The organism is Hymenobacter translucens (genome assembly GCF_020685205.1).
GTDB classification, from domain to species: Bacteria; Bacteroidota; Bacteroidia; order Cytophagales; family Hymenobacteraceae; genus Hymenobacter; species Hymenobacter translucens.
In genome coordinates this window covers 765,297-785,857 of the sequence record NZ_JAJERB010000002.1, presented here as the reverse complement: position 1 = coordinate 785,857, position 20,561 = coordinate 765,297, and the positions used below count along the sequence as shown (strand labels likewise).

At 59.9% G+C, this 20,561-nt stretch carries 15 protein-coding genes; 10 read left to right on the top strand and 5 right to left on the bottom strand.

What is annotated here, in order from left to right; genetic code table 11:
* Positions 1-43 precede the first annotated feature (43 nt).
* From LJY25_RS07025 to LJY25_RS06995, 7 genes are all read left to right on the top strand, one after another.
* The gene (locus tag LJY25_RS07025) at positions 44-1,861 is read left to right on the top strand and encodes a capsule assembly Wzi family protein (RefSeq protein WP_227607593.1); all 1,818 of its coding nucleotides are present in this window, start codon (positions 44-46) and stop codon (positions 1,859-1,861) included.
* Between the two features lie 161 nt (positions 1,862-2,022).
* The gene (locus tag LJY25_RS07020) at positions 2,023-2,382 is read left to right on the top strand and encodes a hypothetical protein (protein WP_227607592.1); all 360 of its coding nucleotides are present in this window, start codon (positions 2,023-2,025) and stop codon (positions 2,380-2,382) included.
* A 71-nt stretch (positions 2,383-2,453) separates the two neighbouring features.
* Positions 2,454-4,298, top strand: a complete 1,845-nt coding sequence (locus LJY25_RS07015) for an ABC transporter ATP-binding protein (protein ID WP_227607591.1) — start codon at positions 2,454-2,456, stop codon at positions 4,296-4,298.
* A gap of 147 nt (positions 4,299-4,445) precedes the next feature.
* Positions 4,446-5,069 (top strand): hypothetical protein, encoded by a 624-nt coding sequence (locus tag LJY25_RS07010; RefSeq protein WP_227607590.1) that lies wholly within the window; start codon positions 4,446-4,448, stop codon positions 5,067-5,069.
* 24 nt (positions 5,070-5,093) lie between these two features.
* Entirely contained in the window at positions 5,094-5,693 is a 600-nt protein-coding gene (lpcA, locus tag LJY25_RS07005) for a D-sedoheptulose 7-phosphate isomerase (RefSeq protein ID WP_227607589.1), read from the top strand.
* Positions 5,694-5,764: 71 nt separating this feature from the next.
* Positions 5,765-7,303: a YifB family Mg chelatase-like AAA ATPase gene (locus LJY25_RS07000; RefSeq protein WP_227607588.1), complete on the top strand. Its 1,539-nt coding sequence runs from the start codon at positions 5,765-5,767 to the stop codon at positions 7,301-7,303.
* Between the two features lie 78 nt (positions 7,304-7,381).
* Positions 7,382-8,440: a quinone-dependent dihydroorotate dehydrogenase gene (locus tag LJY25_RS06995; protein ID WP_227607587.1), complete on the top strand. Its 1,059-nt coding sequence runs from the start codon at positions 7,382-7,384 to the stop codon at positions 8,438-8,440.
* 21 nt (positions 8,441-8,461) lie between these two features.
* On the opposite strand, the gene LJY25_RS06990 is transcribed toward LJY25_RS06995, so the two are convergent.
* Complete coding sequence (locus LJY25_RS06990; protein ID WP_227607586.1) at positions 8,462-9,538, bottom strand: acyloxyacyl hydrolase; 1,077 nt, start codon at positions 9,536-9,538, stop codon at positions 8,462-8,464.
* A 293-nt stretch (positions 9,539-9,831) separates the two neighbouring features.
* Between LJY25_RS06990 and LJY25_RS06985 the strand changes: the two genes are divergently transcribed.
* The 3 genes from LJY25_RS06985 (at position 9,832) to LJY25_RS06975 (ending at position 12,155) form a co-directional block, all read left to right on the top strand.
* The gene (locus LJY25_RS06985) at positions 9,832-10,584 is read left to right on the top strand and encodes a porin family protein (RefSeq protein WP_227607584.1); all 753 of its coding nucleotides are present in this window, start codon (positions 9,832-9,834) and stop codon (positions 10,582-10,584) included.
* Positions 10,585-10,730: 146 nt separating this feature from the next.
* Positions 10,731-11,426 carry a porin family protein gene (locus tag LJY25_RS06980; RefSeq protein WP_227607583.1) on the top strand — a complete coding sequence of 232 codons (696 nt, stop codon included), beginning with the start codon at positions 10,731-10,733 and terminating at the stop codon, positions 11,424-11,426.
* 135 nt (positions 11,427-11,561) lie between these two features.
* A complete protein-coding gene (locus LJY25_RS06975; protein ID WP_227607581.1) occupies positions 11,562-12,155 on the top strand; it encodes a porin family protein in 594 nt (197 codons plus the stop codon).
* Between the two features lie 78 nt (positions 12,156-12,233).
* On the opposite strand, the gene LJY25_RS06970 is transcribed toward LJY25_RS06975, so the two are convergent.
* From LJY25_RS06970 to LJY25_RS06955, 4 genes are all read right to left on the bottom strand, one after another.
* A complete protein-coding gene (locus LJY25_RS06970) occupies positions 12,234-13,598 on the bottom strand; it encodes a dipeptidase (protein ID WP_227607579.1) in 1,365 nt (454 codons plus the stop codon).
* Between the two features lie 67 nt (positions 13,599-13,665).
* On the bottom strand, positions 13,666-14,394 hold the full coding sequence (locus tag LJY25_RS06965; RefSeq protein WP_227607577.1) for a DUF1963 domain-containing protein: 729 nt from the start codon (positions 14,392-14,394) through the stop codon (positions 13,666-13,668).
* Between the two features lie 39 nt (positions 14,395-14,433).
* The gene (plsY, locus tag LJY25_RS06960) at positions 14,434-15,072 is read right to left on the bottom strand and encodes a glycerol-3-phosphate 1-O-acyltransferase PlsY (RefSeq protein WP_227607576.1); all 639 of its coding nucleotides are present in this window, start codon (positions 15,070-15,072) and stop codon (positions 14,434-14,436) included.
* Positions 15,073-15,198: 126 nt separating this feature from the next.
* Positions 15,199-20,550: a hypothetical protein gene (locus LJY25_RS06955; RefSeq protein ID WP_227607574.1), complete on the bottom strand. Its 5,352-nt coding sequence runs from the start codon at positions 20,548-20,550 to the stop codon at positions 15,199-15,201.
* Positions 20,551-20,561 lie beyond the last annotated feature (11 nt).

Sequence of the window (20,561 nt, the reverse complement as noted above, 5' to 3'; positions counted from 1 at the left end):
TGCACACCTGGCCGCAGTTTTTGCGTACGGGGCTGTACCGCCTATGAAAAAGCCGCTTCTCCTCTCCGCTTTTACCGCTTCCCTCCTGCTGGCCCACCAGGCCGTGGCCCAGACGCCCACCGGCGACGGCAACTGGGTGGTGTATGACAAGCCCCTGCCGCCGGTTACCACCAAAGGCAGCCAAGGCTACAGCGAAACCCAGGGCGGCACCTACGTGCCCCTCGATGCCGACGTGTACCGCATGATGGACCGCTACACCATTAAGTACGGCCCCGACACGCTCAGCGACCCGCACACCTCGGTGCGGCCCTTTACCCGGGCCAGCATGGCCCGCCTGGGTCAGCGGATCCTGCAGGACAGTGCCGGCCTGGCGTCTCTCTCGGCCTCCGACCGCTTCAACGCCACGTACCTGCTGCACGATAACTGGAACTACGCGGCCACCGACAGTACCCTGCCCAGCAACCGTAGCCGCCGGGTATTCCTGAAAAACTACTACCGCAATCAGACCGACCTTTTTCACGTCAACGACGAAGGCTTTACCCTGCGCATCAACCCGGTTATCGGGGTGCAGGCCGGCTACGACTCGGATATCGACGGGCTGCGGTATATCAATACCCGTGGTCTGCAGGTGGAGGGCACCATCGACAGGCGCCTGGGCTTCTACACGTTCGTGGCCGACAACCAGATGGCCGTTCCCTACTACGTGCAGCAGCGCATTCAGCGCGACGATATCGTGCCGCACGAAGGCTACTGGAAGTACTACAAGCAGGTGATTGGGGCCGCCGAAGCACCCAACAAATACGACTTCCTCTCGGCCCGGGGCTACCTCACCTACGCGGCCACCAAGCACATCAACGTGCAGCTGGGCCACGACCGCAACTTCATCGGCAACAGCTACCGCTCCCTGATCTTGTCGGACTACGCGGCTCCCTACTTCTTTCTCAAGCTGAACACCCGGATCTGGAAGTTCAACTACCAGAACCTGTTTGCCGACATGACCGGGGAGCGGAGTGGACGCGACACGGTGTATATGAAGAAATTCATGGTGCTGCACCACCTCAGCCTCGACCTTACGCCTACCTTCAACGTCGGCGTGTTTGAGTCGGTCATGTTCGGGCGGCGCAGCGGCCATCTGGAAGTGCAGTACCTGAACCCGATCATCTTCTATCGGAGCGTAGAACAGGCCATCGGCTCGGCTGATAACGCCATCCTGGGTCTTGATTTCAAATGGAATATCCGGCGTACGGCCCAGATCTACGGGCAGGTGGTGCTCGACGAGCTGGTCGTGAGCCAGGTGCGCTCCGGCAACGGCTGGTGGTCCAACAAGCAGGCCGTGCAGCTGGGTGCCAAGTACCTCGACGTGGCCGGCATCCGCAATCTGGATGTGCAGGCCGAGTTCAACTACATCCGGCCCTACACCTACCAGCACGCCGACCAGTACCGCAACTACCAGCACTACGCCCAGCCCCTGGCCCACCCGATGGGAGCCAACCTCTACGAGCTGCTGGGCGTGGTGAGCTACCAGCCCCTGCCCCGTCTGAACGTGGTGGCCAAGGGCTTCTACACCGTGCAGGGCCACGACACCCGCGACTCGGCCCGTAACGTCATCAACTACGGCGGCAACGTGCTGCTGCCCTACTCGCCGCACCCGATGGATTTTGGCAACCGGGTGGGCCAGGGCGAGAAAATCAACCTGTTTCACGGCGACCTGACGGCCACCTGGCAGCTGCGGCACAACCTCTGGATCGATGCCAAGCAGATTGTCCGCCGCAGCACCTCGTCCAGCAGTATCACCAACAACGAGGCCTTTACGTCGGTGGGGCTCCGGTGGAACATTGCCCAACGCCTGCACGAGTTTTGAGTTTAAGCGGCAGGCAGTAAACTCCAAGCCGCAAGCTTTTTGCTGTCGTCCTTTATCTGTCGTTCGTAGCGGCAGCCCCTTTGCGGAGCGTACGTCAGCTTAGGACTAAACCCGACCAAAAAAGCTTGCGGCTTGGGGCCTGCAGGCTGCCGCTAAAAAATATGCGCCACGATCCGGAAGCCATGCTCCTTTACCGTCCCGTAAACCAGCAGGAACTGGATTTAATAGCTGCGTCGGGGTGGACGGAGTTTCCGCCGCGCCTGCCGGAACAGCCTATCTTTTACCCGGTGCTGAATGAGCAGTATGCCACCCAGATTGCCCGCGACTGGAACGTGCCTTATTACAGCGTGGGCTACGTGCTTCGCTTTGCGGTGGAAGCGGACTATGCCGCTTCATTTGAGGTGCAGAATGTAGGTAACCGGGAGCATGAGGAGTTGTGGGTGCCGGCCGAGGAGCTGGCCGAATTCAACCGCCATATTTTGGGCAGGATCGAGGTTGTAGCGGTTTTCAAGTCTGAATAGGTACCCGGCCGCGCGGGTCTGCGACCCGCCTGAGTCCGGAGCTTCGCAGATGCGCTACCTTTGCCGTTCCGATGAAAACCTACCTCCGCCTTTTGCAGTACGCCCGGCCCTACGCCGACTTTCTGCCGCTGTACCTGCTGTATACCGTCCTGGGTATCTTTTTCAGCATCGGCAACCTGGCCCTGCTTATTCCGCTGCTGAACGTGCTGTTCGATGAAAACGGCACGGTGCAGGTGCAGGCCCCGGCGCAGCTGCCCAGCTTTGCCCTGACGCTGGACTACATCACCAATACCTTCAACTACTACTTTGCCCAGGTGCTGGCCGAGCGGGGCAAGCAGGGCGCGCTCAGCTTTGTGTGCCTGGTGCTGGTCGCGTCGGTGTTTCTGAGCAACCTGTTCCGCTACCTGAGCTTACGCCTGATTGCCCGCATCCGGGCCCGGGTTATCAGCAACCTGCGCCGCGACCTGTACCACCGCGTGATTCAGCTCCCCCTGGGCTACTTCGCCTCCGAGCGCAAAGGCGACCTGATGTCGCGCTTTACCAACGACGTGCAGGAAGTGGAAATATCCGTGGTCAACACCCTGACCGGCGTAGTGCGCGACCCGCTCTACATCTTCGCTTACTTCGCGGTGCTGTTTTACATGTCGGTAAAGCTGACGTTGTTTACGCTGATTCTGCTGCCGGTGTCGGGGGCCATTATTGCCAGCCTGGCCAAGCGCCTGCGCCGGCAAGCCGAAACCAGCCAAACCACGCTCGGCTCCATGCTGTCGGTGATTGACGAGACGCTGGGCGGCATCCGGGTTATCAAGGCCTTCAACGCCCAGCAGTACATTAAAGGTAAGTTTGAAGATCAGAACAGCCTGTACGCCCGCACGTCCCGGGCCATCGACAACACCCGCGACCTGGCCTCGCCCTTCTCGGAGTTTGCCGGCGTGCTGGTGGTAGCCGGCCTGCTGTACTTCGGCGGCATGCTGATTTTGAGCGGCACCTCGGACCTGAAGGGTGCTTCGTTCGTGACGTACATCGTGCTGTTTTCCCAGGTGCTGGTGCCGGCCAAGGCGCTGTCGTCGGCATTCGGCAACATTCAGCGCGGCCTGGTGGCCGGGGAGCGGGCCCTGAGCATTATCGACACCGAGCCCACCATCCGCGACAAGCCCGACGCCCGGGTGCTGCCGCCCTTCCATCACCAGATCGAGCTGCGCAACCTGCAGTTCAGCTACGGCGACCAGCCGGTGCTTCAGGACATCAATCTGATTATTCCCAAGGGCAAGACGGTGGCGTTAGTGGGTCCGTCGGGCGGGGGCAAATCTACTCTGGCCGATCTGCTGCCCCGCTTCTACGACCCCACCGGCGGACAGCTGCTCATCGACGGCGTGGAAGTGCGCGACTGTACCATACACTCCGTGCGCGACCAGATGGGCATCGTGACCCAGGAAAGCATCCTGTTCAACGACACCATCTTCAACAACATCCGCTTCAACACCGAGGCTACCGAGGCCGAGGTAATCGAGGCGGCCCGGATTGCCAACGCCCACGAGTTTATCGTGCAAAGCCCCGACGGCTACCAGACCGTCATCGGTGACCGGGGCTCCCGGCTTTCGGGCGGGCAGCGGCAGCGCCTGAGCATTGCCCGGGCCATTCTGCGCAACCCGCCCATCCTCATTCTGGACGAAGCCACCTCGGCCCTCGACACCGAGAGCGAGAAGCTGGTGCAGGAAGCCCTGACCCGGCTCATGCAGAACCGCACGTCCCTGGTTATTGCCCACCGCCTGAGCACCGTGCAGCACGCCGACGAAATCATCGTGCTCCAGCAGGGACGTATCGTGGAGCGTGGCACCCACGAGGAGCTGCAGCGCCGGGAAGGCGGACTCTACCAGCGCCTGAGCATGATGCAAACCAACGGGGTGCTGGCCTGATGCGCCAACGCGGCAGCCGGAATATGCGTTTAGGCGCCTACCGAGCGGCCCCGCGGCCCGTCGAATGGGGAAACGACTATATTTAGCCGCCCTTCAGGCTCCGCGTGGATGTGCCACCGGCTCTTTGCACCCTTAGCTCTGAAAAACATGCTTGTCCTGAAACGTTTCGTCAACATCCTCTCCATGGTGTACCTGCTGCTGGCGCTGCTCTTTATTGTGAGCCCCGGCAGCCGCGACGCGCTGATGTCCACCTTTGGAATGAGCGGCCGGCTGGAAAGCTTCTACTACACGCTGTTCCTAGTGGGCGCGGTCTTGCTGGCCTTGCAGCTGCTCACCGAAAACCTGCACCACATGACGCTGAGCCGGGAAATGGCCCGGCACGAGGGCAAAGTCAACGAGCTGAAAGCCCGCCTCTACGACCACCAGATGGAGCAGCGCGACCGGGACCTGCAGACGCGTAGCGTGGCCCCACCGGTAACGCAGCCGGTAGCAGCTCCGGCCAGCCGCGTAGTACCGGCGCCCCAGCCCACGGCCCCGCCCGTACAACCCACGCCGGTTGTGGTTACGCCCGTAACGGCGGCCCCTTCGCCCTCCGTCGGCGGCCAGAACCGCGACGGCTCGACTACGGACGTTTCCAATGCCGCTTATCCGCACGCGCCGCATGCTCCGGTGTTTCCGCAGTCGGACCCCGGCCTGGCCAACGCTCCGCTCAGCCACCCCAACCACATCATCGACCCTTCCGCCCCGGCCGACGACCGAGCGGCGCGGTAGCAGGTCCCGCCTTTTCTTTTTCCTGTGACTCCTTCCTTTGCCGACCTGATTCAGGCGGAGCTGACCGAAGCCCGCACCGTGCTCGACCGTTTTCTGGCCGACCCCGCCACGCTCACCCGCATTGAGGCAGCGGCCCGGCTGATGGCCGATGCGCTGCGGGCCCGGGGCAAGATCCTGAGCTGCGGCAATGGCGGCTCCCTCTGCGACGCCCAGCACTTTGCCGAGGAGCTCAGCGGCCGCTACCGCCACGACCGGCCCGCCCTGGGCGCCATTGCCCTCACGGAAGCGTCGCACATGAGCTGCGTGGCCAACGACTACGGCTACGACCATGTGTTCAGCCGCTACGTGGAAGCCCTGGGCCGCCCCGGCGACGTGCTGCTGGCCATCAGCACCAGCGGCAACTCGCCCAACGTGCTGCGGGCTGCTGAAGCTGCCCGGGCTGCCGGAATGCAAGTAGTGAGCCTGACGGGCAAGGACGGCGGGCTGCTGGCCGGGGTGAGCGACGTGGAAATCCGGGCGCCCCACGCCGGCTTTGCCGACCGGATTCAGGAAATCCACATCAAAGTCATTCACATTCTGATTCTACTGATTGAGCAGCTGACAGCAAAGCCGGCCGATTCATAAACCGGGTATAGCGGGTAACAGACGGCGCCTTTTATATTAGCCGCTCTAATTGTTTCTATCCCTAGTGGTTTATGCTAACGAAAACTTACGGCTCCGCCGTGCAGGGCGTCAACGCCTACACGATTACCATTGAAGTAGTCGTCACCCAGGGCACCTCGTTTTACGTGGTGGGCCTCCCCGACAATGCTATCAAGGAAAGCCAGCAGCGGATTGAGGCCGCGCTGAAGTTCCGGGGCTATAAGATGCCCCGCACCAAGGTTGTGGTAAACATGGCCCCGGCCGACATCCGCAAGGAAGGCTCGGCCTACGACCTGCCCATTGCCCTGGGCATCCTGCACGCCTCCCAGCAGCTGAATACCGAAGAGCTGAGCCGCTACGTCATCATGGGCGAACTGGCCCTCGACGGTGCCCTCCGGCCCATTCGCGGGGTGCTGCCCATTGCCATCCAGGCCCGCAAGGAAGGCTTCAAAGGGTTTCTGCTGCCCCGGGAAAACGCCCAGGAAGCCGCCATTGTGAACAACCTCGACATCATTCCGGTCGACACCATGCAGCAGGCCATCGACTTTTTCGAAGGCCGCCTGGCACTTGAGCCCCTGAAGGTCGATACCCGGGATATTTTCGAGCATACCGCCAACCAGTACGCGGCCGACTTCGCCGATGTGCAGGGCCAGGAGAATATCAAGCGGGCCTTGGAAATTGCCGCGGCTGGCAGCCACAACGTGATTATGATCGGGCCGCCCGGGGCGGGCAAGACGATGCTGGCCAAGCGTCTGCCCAGCATCCTGCCGCCCCTCACGATGCTGGAGGCTCTGGAAACGACCAAGATTCATTCGGTGGCGGGCAGGCTGGGCTCAAATGCCTCTCTGCTTAACATGCGGCCGTTCCGTGCGCCCCACCACACCATCTCCGACGTAGCTTTGGTGGGCGGGGGTAGCAACCCCCAGCCCGGTGAAATTTCCCTGGCTCACAACGGCGTGCTGTTCCTCGATGAGCTACCCGAATTCAAGCGCACCGCCCTGGAGGTGATGCGCCAGCCCCTGGAAGAGCGGCGGGTCAGCATTGCCCGGGCCAAGGTCAGCATCGAGTTTCCGGCCAACTTCATGCTCATTGCCAGCATGAACCCCTGCCCCTGCGGGTACTACAACCACCCCGACAAAGAGTGCGTGTGCGGGCCGGGCGTGGTGCAGAAGTACCTCAACAAGGTCAGCGGCCCATTGCTCGACCGAATTGACCTGCACGTGGAGGTGACGCCCGTCACCTTCGACCAGATGACCGAAACCCGGAAATCCGAAACCAGCCACGACATCCAGGAGCGGGTACGATTGGCCCGGGAAGTACAGGCCATCCGATTCAAGGACTTTCCCGACATTCATTCCAATGCCATGATGCCGGCCCAGATGGTCAAAGACATCTGCCAGATCAACGCGCCGGGGCGGGTGCTGCTCAAAACGGCGATGGAGCGACTGGGACTTTCCGCCCGGGCCTACGACCGGATTCTGAAAGTAGCCCGCACCATTGCCGACCTGGGCGGAGCCGACGAGATTCGCATCGAGCACCTTGCCGAAGCTATCCAGTACCGCTCCCTCGACCGCGAAGGCTGGGCGGGGTAGCCAGACCAGCTCACCGTTCAGCGTATTAGCTGCTTCTTCACTGGTCACCCGCCGGCCGTTGCGTAGCTTTGTCTTGCTATGTACCAACGCCTGCTTAAGCCCCTGCTTTTCCGCCTCGATGCGGAGCGGGCCCATTACCTGGTATTTGATAACCTGCGGCGGGCCAGTGGCATTCCCGGAGCCCAGGCGCTCCTGCGTACGCTGTACCAGGTTGCCGAGGCGGGCCTGGAGCGGGACGTGTTCGGGCTGAAGTTCCGGAACCCGGTGGGCTTGGCGGCAGGGCTGGACAAGAATGCGGCGCTGGTAGCGGAGCTGGCCTGTCTGGGCTTTGGTCACATCGAAATCGGGACCGTCACGCCCCGGGCCCAGCCGGGCAATCCGGCTCCCCGCCTGTTTCGCCTCCCGGCCGACGAGGGACTTATCAACCGGATGGGGTTTAACAATGAGGGGGCGGCAGCGGTAGCGGCGCGGCTGCGGCACCGCCCGCCCGGAGTTATCATCGGGGGCAACATTGGCAAAAACAAAGACACGCCCAACGAGCACGCCGCCGCCGACTACCTGGTCTGTTTCCGGGAGCTGTTCGACGTAGTCGACTATTTCGTGGTAAATGTCAGCTCCCCCAATACGCCTAACCTGCGCGCGCTGCAGGAAAAAGAGCCGCTGATCCGCCTGCTCCAGCAGGTGCAGGACTACAACCTGACGCAGCCGACTCCCAAACCCCTGCTGCTGAAGATTGCGCCCGACCTCACCAACGGCCAGCTCGACGACATCCTGACCATTGCCCGGGAAACAAAGCTCAGCGGACTGGTTGCGACCAACACGACCATCAGTCGGGATTCCCTTAAAACGCCAGCTGATACCGTGAATAGCTACGGGCCCGGGGGGCTGAGCGGCCGCCCGCTGCGGGCCCGGGCTACGGAAGTAATCCGCTACCTGTATCAACAGTCGGAGGGCAGCCTGCCCATCATCGGCGTTGGCGGAATAGCCTCGGCGGCAGATGCGCTGGAAAAGCTGGACGCCGGGGCCAGTCTGGTTCAGCTGTATACCGGCTTTATCTACGAAGGCCCTGCTCTGGTCAGGCAAATCAATCAGGCCCTGCGCGGGCGAAACGCCGAGCAGCCCGCCGCTGATGTGTAACGGAGCTTTACCGGCAGCTGCCTAGAGCTTTACGCCCACTCGCCACTCAATGACGTCGGCCGCGCCGCGGTGAATTTTGAGGTCGACTGAGCCGAACAGCCGGTCGGAGAAGTGGTATTTCAGGCCCAGCCGCTCGTAGTAGAACTTGTTGGACTTGTAGGGATTATACAAGTAGAAGCCGAGATGGGAGGTAAAGGCCAGCTGGCCGAACAATAACTCGTGTCCCACAAAGGCCCCGGCCTTCTTTACATCGGGCAAACGGTCCTGGTTTCGGGCCGTGTCGCGCAGCTGAGCCGCCAACGACCGATCATAGAATCCTTCCAGCCCTAGTACCAGATTACTTTTGCGGTTTACGCGCCGCCCTCCCATGATCGAAACCGAGTTAACCAGGTACTTGGTATCGTCGGACTCGTTGCGCTGCTTGTAGCCCAGGCTGGCACTCAGGTTTAGGAAGTTGCTGCCGATGCCGGCCGGCTCTCCCCGTAGCGTTTCTCCCGGAGTAGGTAAAAACGGCCGCTGCTGGTGATAGTTAATCCCCACCAGTACCGTAGGCAGGTTGATTCCGAAGTTGGGCTTGGTTGTGGCGCCGTTGGAGTAGTGGTTGAGCCCCAGGCCCAGCAGGAGCCCCAGGTGGGGCGATACGGCCACGTCGTATTCCAGCCGGGCCTGCAGAGTAGCATTGAGGCGGGAGCTGACGATGGTGTTCTTGTGATTGGTGGCCAGGTCGTAGCGCACGGGAAAGAAACCAATGCCGGTACCGATCCGGAAGTTCAGCTCCTGCCGACGGGTGCGCAGAAACGATTTGTTGATGTACACGCTGGCCGCGTAGGATTGCCCCAGCACCGGATTGTGGTAGTCGTAGTACACCAGGGCCAGCCCGACTTTGGGATACTTGTACCACGCGTGCCAGGGCGCGGTGCCCGACGTCTGCTTCTGCAGGTTCAGCTCGAAACCCGTGGGATGCGACACTGCCAGATGCTTTATGGAAGGGGTGTGGGCGATAATGAAGCTGCCCTGCACGTATGCTCCCAGAATCAGCGGGTCCTTACCCGGCTGCTGGGCCTGAGCCGGTGCAGTGAGCAGGCCAGCCAGCAGCATGAGGCACCCGGGTAAGAATTGGCGCATAGAGGCCATACAAGCGAGAAGAGCAGAACCTCAAAAATAACAGACCCTTTCAGTAGAGCCTCCTGCCCCAGCCAGACCGGCCACAGCGTATTACACCACTCTCTGCCGGGCATAACCGCGTTAAGGTATAAATTTTAGATGAATTCCTCACAACGATGCAACAATTTTATACACTCCTGCGATAAGAGCCCTGTAATCGCCAGACAATACCTGGCTTTTACACTTCTCAACACCACCCCATTCATCACTTCAACTACGAACTCATCATGAAAAAACTTGCAATACTGGCTTTGAGCCTCGCCACTGTTTCCTTCGCCCAGGCTCAGGACGCCGGCGGTTTCCGTCTCGGCGTGAAAGTAGGTGGCACGTATTCCAATATCTCCGGCGATAACGTAACGCAGCTCACCGGCTCCGGCTACGAATCTGCCCTTGGCAAGTACAAGTTCGGCTACAACGCCGGTATTTCGGCTACGCTGCCCATCAGCAGCGACGGCTTCTTCTCCATTGCTCCCGAACTGCTGTACAACCGGAAAGGCTACCAGATCGAGTCCGACTCGAAATCTACCAACACCAACCTCGGCGCTGGTGTATCGAAAGTAGAGTTTGAGCAGGAGCGCGTTCTGCACTATCTCGACGTGCCGGTACTCGCCAAGATCAACGCCGGTGGGCTGTTCTTCGAACTGGGCCCCCAGTTCAGCTACCTGTTTGGCTCGCGCACTTCGCAGCAAACCACGACCAAGTACACCAACGGTGACAAGGACAAGGTAGAAACCAAAGACACCTTTATGGACTACACCGGTGTAAGCCGGGATGAAGCCTATAAGTCTGATTTGTCGCAGTTCGATATCGGTGGTGTAGCCGGCGTAGGCTACCAGGCCGAGAATGGCTTGAGCATCGGTCTGCGCTATGCCCGTGGTTTTAACTCCCTTATCGACTCGAAAGACACCGACAACGAGCCGAGAGCATACAACAATGCCTACACCCTGCAAGTTGGCTACCTGCTGCCGTTTGGTCAGTAAACCAGCTGAATAGCTAACAAAAAGCCTCGTTCCAACGCTGGAACGAGGCTTTTTTTGTGTTTGCGGAATTACAGAATTCTGCCTACTGGCATAGTTTTGGTAAAGGCGCTGGGGTGCAACTCTTTTCCAACCTAACCCTTTGCACCATGAAAAAGACATCTTTTCTGGTAGCTGGCCTCTTATCGGCAGCGGCGCTAGTTTCCACTTCGGCGCAAGCCCAGGATGTGCGCATTGGCCTTCGTGCTGGTGCCAACTACTCCAATCTGGCTGGTAACATTCAGAATGAAAGTACCTACAACAACAAACTGGGCTTTGTTGGGGGCGCCATGCTGAACATAGGCCTCTCCGACGACGGCTTCTTCTCCATCCAGCCGGAGCTGCTATATTCCCAGAAGGGCTTTGAGAACAAGCCCGATGAGTACAAGTACCTCACTTTTACCCAGAAGCGGGAAGGCAAAGTTAATTACAACTACCTTGACGTGCCCGTGCTGTTTAAGATTAACGCGGATGGCTTTGTGGTAGAGGCTGGTCCACAGTACTCGTATCTGCTAAGCGTAAAAGACGAAACCAAGGTCACCAATACCTCCGGCCTGACCGGCTCTACGAGCTCCTCGACCACCCACGATCAGAAAGACCTGAGTGGCCTGAACCGCAACGAGCTGGGCTATGTGACCGGCATAGGCTACCAGGCGGAGAATGGCGTGAGCCTGAACCTGCGTTACACCGGGGCTTTCAACGATTTCGTTAAGAGTGACGACGGCACCTACTTCAACGGCGACCTGAAAAATGCCCGCAACTCGGCTTTCCAGGTTTCGCTTGGCTACCTGATTCCAGGCAAGTAAGTAGCTCAGTCATTATTAAAAAGCCCTGTTTCCTTCGGGAAGCAGGGCTTTTTTGCTTTGGGGCCGGTTCGCATGACTTTCGGGTGTACTTTGCCGTTGTTGGTGGTCATGCTGTTACATGATTTCCTGCCGGACATGAAGAGAGCATTATTTATCCTGATCCTGCTGATGAGTCTGACCATCACGACGCGGGCGCAGACGGTGGTGACCGGGGGCCTGAAAGCCGGGGGCACGCTGTCCTCTTTCCTGGGTAAGCAAGCCACTAACTACAAAAGTCACTTTGGCTTTCACGCCGGCCTTTTCGCCAACATTGGCTTTACCGACAGGCTGGCGTTTCAGCCAGAAGTGCTTTACTCACAGAAAGGGGGTGAGGTGCCGGCCCTGGACCTGACCACGAAAGTGAATTACCTGGAGGTGCCCCTGCTTTTGCATGCCAGGGCCGGGGAGGTGTTTTTTGAGGGCGGACCCCAGATTGGCCTGCTGCTGGGGGCCAAGGATCAGAGCGACACGTATTCGCGGAATGTAAAGGGGCTTTATAAGGTCGTAGACGTTGGCTATGTGTTTGGGCTGGGGTACCAGGTGAAGAGTGGGCCCGGCCTTGGGGTACGCTACAGCGGGGGAATCAGCAAAGCGGAGAAGCCGCTTACCATTCTTGGCGTTCGAAAGCAGAATGACATCCGCAACAGTGCCGTGCAGCTTTATCTAACCTATTCCTTTAAGGCCCGCTAGGGGCTGCCTTGCTCACAAACCATAAAAAAGCCCGGCCTCCTTCCAGGGGCCGGGCTTCTGCGTCCTATTCGTTCAGGCTTAGCTTTTCATGGCCGCAGCGTAGTTGCGGTAGAAGTGCGGAATAGTTTCGATGCCTTTGAGGAAATTGAATACGCCGTAGTGCTCGTTGGGTGAGTGAATAGCATCGGAATCAAGACCGAAGCCGAGCAAAACTGTGTCAAGGCCCAGCTCCGACTTGAACATGGCCACAATCGGGATGGAGCCGCCGCCCCGGGTGGGAATGGGCCGCTTGCCGAAGGTGGTTTCCATGGCGTCGGCCGCGGCTTTGTAAGCCACCGAATCGGTGGGGGTTACCACCGGCTCGCCCCCGTGGTGGGGCTTCACGACCACCGTAACGCCGGAGGGAGCAATGCTTTGGAAGTGGTCCTGGAACAGCTGGCTGATCTGCTCGGAGGTCTGGTGCGGTACCAGACGCATCGAGATTTTAGCAAAAGCCTTGGAGGCAATAACCGTCTTGGCGCCTTCGCCGGTGTAGCCGCCCCAGATGCCGTTCACGTCGAGCGTAGGACGGATGCTGGTGCGCTCCAGCGTGCTGTAGCCTTTCTCGCCGTAGATGTCGGTCAGGCCGATGCTTTTCTTGAACTCGTCGTCGGAGTGCGGGGCCTTGGCCATTTCGGCGCGGTCCTCGGCCGACAGCTCATCGACTTGGTCGTAGAAGCCGGGGATGGTGATGTGGTTGTTTTCGTCGTGCAGGGAGGCAATCATCTTGCAGAGGACGTTGATGGGGTTGGCCACCGCGCCGCCGTAGAGGCCGGAGTGCAGGTCGCGGTTGGGGCCGGTTACTTCTACCTCGTGGTAGCTCAGGCCACGCAGACCCACTTCGATGCTCGGTACGTCGTTGGCGAGCATGCCGGTGTCGGAAATCAGAATGACGTCGGCTTTCAGCTTCTCCTTGTTTTCGCGCACGAAGATGCCCAGGTTGTTGGACCCGATTTCCTCCTCGCCCTCAATCATGAACTTGACGTTGCAGGGTACACCGCCCTCCTTCATCATGACCTCAAAAGCCTTCACGTGCATGTACACCTGGCCTTTGTCGTCGCAGGCCCCGCGGGCGTAGATCTTCTCGTCTTTGATAACCGGCTCGAACGGGGGCGAGGTCCACAGCTCGTAGGGGTCGGCGGGCTGCACGTCGTAGTGGCCGTACACGAGCACCGTGGGCAGGCTGGGGTCTACGATTTTCTCACCGTACACGATGGGGTTGCCGGCCGTCTGGCACAGCTCCACATTCTCGACACCCAGCTCCTCGAAGCGGGCTTTCAGGTAATCGGCGGCCTTGAGCACGTCGCCGTGAAACTTTGGGTCAGCGGAAACGGAGGGAATGCGCAGCCAGTCGAGCAGCTCGCTCAGGAAACGGTCTTGGTTTTCTTCGAGGTAGGAAGCCATGCGGGCGGGGTTTGTTGGATTCGGAGGTAAAAGTAGCCAAGGAATGCGGACAAGCGAGAGTCAGGGTTTAATAGCACTGGCACTCCAATAGCCATTTCCCACCGTGCCATCCCAGGTAAACCGTCCCGGCATCCACCCATTGCCAGTTTGCTTTGACTTCGGACCCAATCTGCAATACAAAATCAGCGGGTGACATTGTGAGCTGATGCTGAATCAGACTGGGCCAGCCGCCGACCTTGGTGAACTCATGGTTGGTAAACCTTTCATAAAACACGTCCCCGGCATTGGACAGCGTGTCAAATTCAGACAGGTCAACAGCAGTTATAGCATCTTCCCAAGCGGGTGCTTCGTCTTGCGCCAGTTGCCAGCTGATTTCGCAAGGCTTGATTGAAGGACTAGAAATTGGGTTTTCAGCGAGTTTCAATCCTTCCAAGCTGGTATAGCAGTTGACTTGCCAACCCTGCCCGTGTGGCTTGTCAAAAGGAATATCCTGCTCGTCAATAAAAACAGTGATTAGCTTATACGGTCTTAAAGGAACCGGCACGAAGGGCAGTTCCGCTACATTGATCTGTAGAAAAGCCTGGAGCGGACGATTCTGGTAGCTGGGCCAGGCTTGTTCGGGAACCAGCACAAAGTCACCGGAGAAGCGCGAGGCAGTAGCGCGACCCGATGGCTTGGTCTCACTAAGCTGAGCAATGGATGCAGGCTTTATAAGCTCCTGGACCTGGACAAAGGCCCGGGACGTTATTTTTTCCTGATCAAGAATGGGGCGGGACTTACCGAATAGGTTGAACAAGCCCATTGGCTACGTTATTTCCTGGTACCAGCTTATAATCTACTTCCGCCCGAACATGGGCACCCGGCTTTCATTGCCGGCCCGGAGCCGGCCGATGTTGGCGCGGTGGGTGTAGATGAGCAGGGCAGCCAGCACGAAGCCGAAGTACAGCAGCAGGTTGTTATCGGGGCGGAAGGCGGGCAGCAGCTGCAGCAGGGCAAAAGCTACCCCGGCCGTCATCGACGCCAGGGACACGTAGCGGAACAAGACCAGCATCAGCAGAAAAACGAGGATGCAGACGCCCACGGTTGCCGGCGCAATGGCCAGCATCATGCCCAGCACCGTAGCCACGCCCTTGCCGCCCCGGAACTGGGCGAAGATGGGATAGATATGACCTACTACCGCCAGTACCCCGCAGGCCAGCTGAAAGTACAAGAGCTGGTCGGGCCGAATAGCGTGCTGGTGGAGCATTACCGTCGCCATCATGGTAGCGGCCCAGCCCTTAAGCACGTCGATGGCCATGACGATGGAGCCCGGCTTTTTACCCAGCACCCGGAAGGTGTTGGTGGCCCCGGCGTTGCCTGAGCCGTGCTCCCGGATATCGAGCCCGTAGAAGCGGCGGCCCACCCACAGGGCCGTCGGGATAGAGCCAATCAGGTAAGCGGCGGCCAGCAGGCCAAGGACGAGGGGTAGGTTCATGGGTAAGCAGCGCGGGGAAGGTAGCCTGCCAAAGATAGGAAACCCCTTCCGTTTGCGTCAGGGCCAAAAAACAGCCCCGCTCCGACGAATCGGGCGAGGCTGCGGGTACTACAGGGGCAGAGCAGGTTAGGAGTCGCCGAAGGGGTCGTCTTCCTTGGCTTTCTTTTTCTTCTCTTCCTCCTTCTTCAGCTTTTCGGCCTCCTTGGCTTTCTTCTCTTCCTCCTTTTTCAGCCTTTCGGCTTCTTTGGCGGCTTCCTTGGCTTTTTTCTCCTCTTCCTTCTTCGACTCAGCAGCCGCCTTGGCGGCATCGGCCGGGTCGGGAGTGGCGGGAGTCGTAGCAGCGGGCGTGGGGTCGGCAGCCTTGGCCGGGGCGGTGGCAGCCGGGGTAGTGGCAGCCGGAGCAGGCTGAGGCGTTACCGGAGCGGGCTTGGCCGGAGCAGGAGCCGCGGCGGCAGCCTTGGTAGGCTCCGGGTCGGTTGCGCCGTCGCTGTTGCTGAAGGGGTCGTCGTCTTTTTTCTTCTTTTTCTTCTTTTTCGACTCTTCTTCTACCGGCGTAGCATCAGCGGCGGGCTGACTGCCGTCTTCTACTTCATCCTCCTTCTTCTTTTTCTTTTTCTTGCCGGGCTCGTCAATGATGTCGTAGCTGCCGGGAGCGGCGGACCGCACCGGAGCGGCGGCCTTGGCGGCAGCAGCACCCAGGTAGAGCTTGCGGAAGCGGGTCAGGAAGCCCTGCACCTCCTGGTCGTCGCCCAGGTAGAAGCCGTACTGCGTGGCGGTGTTGTAGTCCCCCTTGGCCTTGAAGCTCAGGATTTCGTCGAACGAGCCGTGCTGGGCCTTGGCCAGCAGCACGTTGTTGCTGTACTTGATGTAGTACCACGTCTGCGGCTCAGCTTCCAGGTACAGCTCCACGTTGTCGACTCCGTTCTCGCGGCGGATTTCCACGTAGCCGTCAATCAGCGCGTTCAGATCCTTCTTCAGGATGCTCACCAGGCCAATCTTACCCACGGAGTACCAGGCCCGGTTTTTCTCTGACCAGCGCAGGTCTACCTTGTTGAGCACGATGCTGTGCATAAACTTGGGCGACACCTTCTGCAGGGGTGTGTAGCCGCCCTTGCGGTTAGAGTAGCTCTGCACGGTCTTGCTGCCGACAAACTCACCCATCTTGTAAAGCTGGCCCATAGAGCCATCCAGGGCTTCGGGGGCGCCCTTGGTGTTGGTAGCCATGTCCGTTGCCATTGCCTCCAGGGCTTTCTCCGGCATGTTGATGTCGAAGGCCATGAAGGTGTCCAGGGAGTATTTGGCGCTGTCGGTTTTGGCCGTACCCAGCCCGGCCGCCGTGAGGGTATAGTCCTTGTTGGAGTTGATCAGGTTGAACTTGCCCCGGAACGTCATGGCCTGGGTAGAGTCGTTGAAGGTCATGACGCTGCCTTCGTACAGGTTGGGGTCACTCAGGTCGTTGCGCGACAGGGTGAATTCCCGACGCTTGGCATCAAAGGAGAGGTAGCCATCCACCTGAAACAGGTTCAGGTCGGTAATACCGGGCTTGGTGGCCACGAACAGCGGGTAGACCTTGTTGCTGACGTCCGACATAAACAGGCCGGTAACCATCGGGGAGCCGTCTTCTGCTTTGGGGTCAATCAGCTTGATGCGCACATTCTTCGGGTCGATGCTGTCCTGCACCGTAAACCATTCGGCTGAAGCCGGCTGCTTGCTGAACTCCAGCCGCGACTGTCCGTCGAAGGTGAAGCCCCGGCGCTGGGAGTTCAGATTTACCCCGCCCCGGTACGCAATGCGCGGCGCCAAGTGAAACTTCTCGGCGGGCAGAACATTGGCCTGGGCAATGGTTGGCGGCGCGAACGTGTCTTCGTCGCCTTTGCGCAGCTTCTTGCCTTTCTTCCCGCCCTTGGCGGCCAGAGAATCAACCGTGAAGTTGGAGAACTTGATGGCGAACGAGTCGGCGGACGCGTTTTTGTAGCTGTGCAGGGCATTGCCGGTAAAGGCCGTGCGGCCCAGCACCTTGATTTCGCCTTTGTAGAGGCGGTGGAACTTGGTGAGCGTGTCCATAATGATACCCGCGTTCTGGAAGGTCTTCATCTGGGCATTGGGCAGTACGTACACCTTGTTGCTGTCGGGCTCAATCCAGGCATCGGCCGAGGCAATGCGGGGCACGCCGGTGGCAATGAGGCGGTAGCGGCTCAGGTCGTAGCTGCCGTTGGTGGCCGGAAAGCGCAGGTTATGCTGATCGGGCTTGGTGGAGTAGAAGAATGCCTTGGTGGAGTCGGCGCCGGCGGCCACCTTCATCTGCACGTTCTTTTTCTTGAAGTCCCAGTGCCCCCCGCTCAGCGTGGTGCGGTACTGCGTGTAAGGCAGCTCAATGCTGGCCTTGCTGCCTTCTTCCCGGGCAAAGTCGGCGTAGCCCTTCTTCACCTCAAAGTCGAAGGAGACATCGTTCGCGGTCAGTGCCGGCTTGTTGGCCTCCGCCGACTTAATGTTGATCGTCGCGTGCTTACCCGAGTAGCTGTCGGGTCGGAAGACAAACAGCTTGGAGCGGATAAACGACTGCGGGCCATCGAGCGTGCCGGAGCCGTACAGGCCGCCCGGCGTCAGGATGGTGGTGCCGCGGTACGTGTAAGCTCCCGCGTAGTACTTCATGGTGCTGGCATTGGGCGTGCTCAGGTACATGGAGTCCGCTTTCACCACCCACTTCATCCCGTAGCCCGGCTGCAGCGACACGGCCGCAAACTCGACCCCATTCAGCGGACCTTTGGCAATGTCGGCGCTCTTGCCGATGGTTACTACCGAGTCTTTGTAGAAGATAAACTGCTCACTGGCAAACGTGCCGGTCAGGTACTTCATCTCCCCCACGCCCTGAATACCGCGGTTGCTCATCCGGATCTGGTTGAAGACCCGACCCTTGCCCCCGTACACCGGCACCCCGCTCTTGGGCAGGTTGTACACGAAGCCCAGCGACCCATCGTCCTGCAAGGAAAGCTTGGTCTGGAAAGGCGGCAGAATATCTCCGGACATGAAGGTACCCTTGAAGCCCACCGCCGAACGGTTCTTGTTGTTCAGCGAGTCGAGCTTGAAGGGCGGAATATCGAAATACACCGTGGTGTCGTAGGCCCCGCCCAGCACTTCGGGCTTGTTGAAGAACACGTAGGCACCCGTCGACGCTTCGAAGGTGGGGTATGCCCCCAGCTTCTTGCGGCCCGACTTGTTGTTGGGCGCGTTGATGTAGAGGCGGCCCGTAGAGGTCTTGTTTTTGTTGGTCAGCGCGAAGTCGGTGTTGCGCCGGGCCCGCAGGGCGTTGCCCCGGGTGCCCTTGCCCCGCACGATGATGGAGTCGATTTTGACCAGATCCACGTAGAATCCGTCGTAGTCGAACTTAAACTCTTTGCCTTTGAAGATAAAGGCCGAGGCCACCACGGTTCCGTTGAAGGTAACAGCCCGGTTTTTCTGAATCCGGATAATGCTGCTGTCGGGCTTCACAAACACCGTGACGGAGTCGTCGGAGAAGTTGAAACGCTCGACCCCACGCACAATCAAATCGTTGCTGGCCAGGTTGAGCGTGGCATTCTTACCGCTTGGCGACAACGACTTGATGGCAATGTGGTCGTAGTCTTTTTTACCCCGGGAGGAGTTCACGTAGTGCGAGGCCTTGGGCAGCAACGTAATCTGCTCGGTATCGGGGTTCCACTTCACGTAGCCGTCCCGGGCCAGGCCGGCCACGGCCGAGCGCACGTTGTTGGGGTTTACCTTCAGCTCCGTCGAAATCTCGTTAACGGTAAATGTCTTGCGGCCCTCGTGCAGGTTGCTGTAGCCTACGACCATCTGCAGCGGGTGCAGGCGGTTGATGCCCTTGAGCTGCTGGTAGCGGGTGTTGGTGTAGAATTCCCGGGACTCGAAGTTGGCGGCTACCTGGTTTTTGGCCGTGATGATGGAAAAGTTGATGTAGGGCGTCCGGAGCGGCCAGGTCAGCAGCTCGGTCGTGATTTCCATCTGGTGGTAGGAGTCGTAGTAGGGCGTGGTCTTGTAAAGGCCCTCTTCCCGGGCCAGCTGCAGCAGCTGCCGGGGCTTGGAGTACTTCAGCTTTACGCCGGGATGGGTCAGCGAGTCGCTCTTGTCCTCGAAGATGGTTACTGCGGCCCGCGCGGCCGTAATCACGGAGTCGCCGAGCACATAGGCGCCCGAGGTAGCCCGGAACTTGGTTTTGCCGTCTACATTCACCGTAATGCGCGAAAGGCTGCCATCGAGGCTGGCGCTCAGCATCCGGGCGCCGGCCAGGGAGAAGCCCCCCTGGTAGCGGATGTTCTCGCCAATGTTCTTGACGCGGGCGTCGTTGGTCAGGGAAATAAAGCGCGGGTAGCCCGAATCGGTGGAGCCGGCCTTTTTGCGCACGCTCTTGTACGATACCGCCCCCTGAATCGGGGCTTCCAGTACAGCCGGGTAAGTGAGCGTTACGGGCTGAGCCGTAAACTCCGGCCTCGTCATGTCGAAGTCGTAGCTGGTCAGGTCGGCCGTGACGGGGTTGCCGCTCACGTTCCAGGCAAACTGCCCGCCCTGCCCCACAAACCGCTTGGTGCTGGCTACTACAATTCCGTTGGTTTTCTGAATCAGAGCCGAGTCGGCTGCCGTGGAAATGAACAGGTCCGCGTCTTTAAGCAGCAGCACGGGGCCGCGCGTGGGCGGCGACTGGTAGTAGCCATAGGACGGTGCCGAGCTGAAGCCCCCCGACTGAGGTGCCGCCGGAGCAGTACCGGCGGGCGTGGTTTTGCCGGGCGTTTTCTTGCCGGTGTTGCCCCAGCCGTCGTCCGCTCCGCTCCAGATGTCACCGGTATCCCAACCGTCGCTGCTTTTCTTTTTGGGAGCCGGCTTAGCGGCGGGCTTAGCGGGCGTGGCGCCGGTGGCCGCCGGGGCCGGGTCGGCGGGCTTGGGAGTTGCTACCGGGGCCGGAAAGGGCTGGTCGGTTTCGTTGTAGGCAAACGAGAAGGTGCCGCGCAGCACGCGCAGCCGGCTGTAGCCCGACTTGTAAAGAACTTTCGTGTCCAGAAACTGCGCCGACGATGCCAGAAACTCTTCTACTTCCTTGTACTGGTCCCGGGCAATGGACTTTCCGGCCACCGTCAGGAACTCGTCCATCTGCTGGTCGGTGAAGGCCTGCACGGTGGCTCCTGCCACCACGCTCCGGAACAGGGACTCGAAGTGCGGCCGGGGCTTAAACTTGCGGGCCAGCATCTGCTGCGACAGCTCAACGATGCGTCCCTGCTGGGTAGCGGTAAGCTTGTTGCTGGCCCAGAGCTGCTGGAATTTGGTGCCCAGCTGCCGGGATGCGGCGCTGTTGATGCTGGCCATCATGGACTGCACGTCCACCATAAACTGGGCCGGCTCCTTGGAGAGCTTACCCTGGTATTTGGGGGGCGGCGCGGGCGTGCCGGCGGGTGGCTGCTGCTGGGGTTTGGTCTGGGACCACGCGGGCATACTCAGTCCCA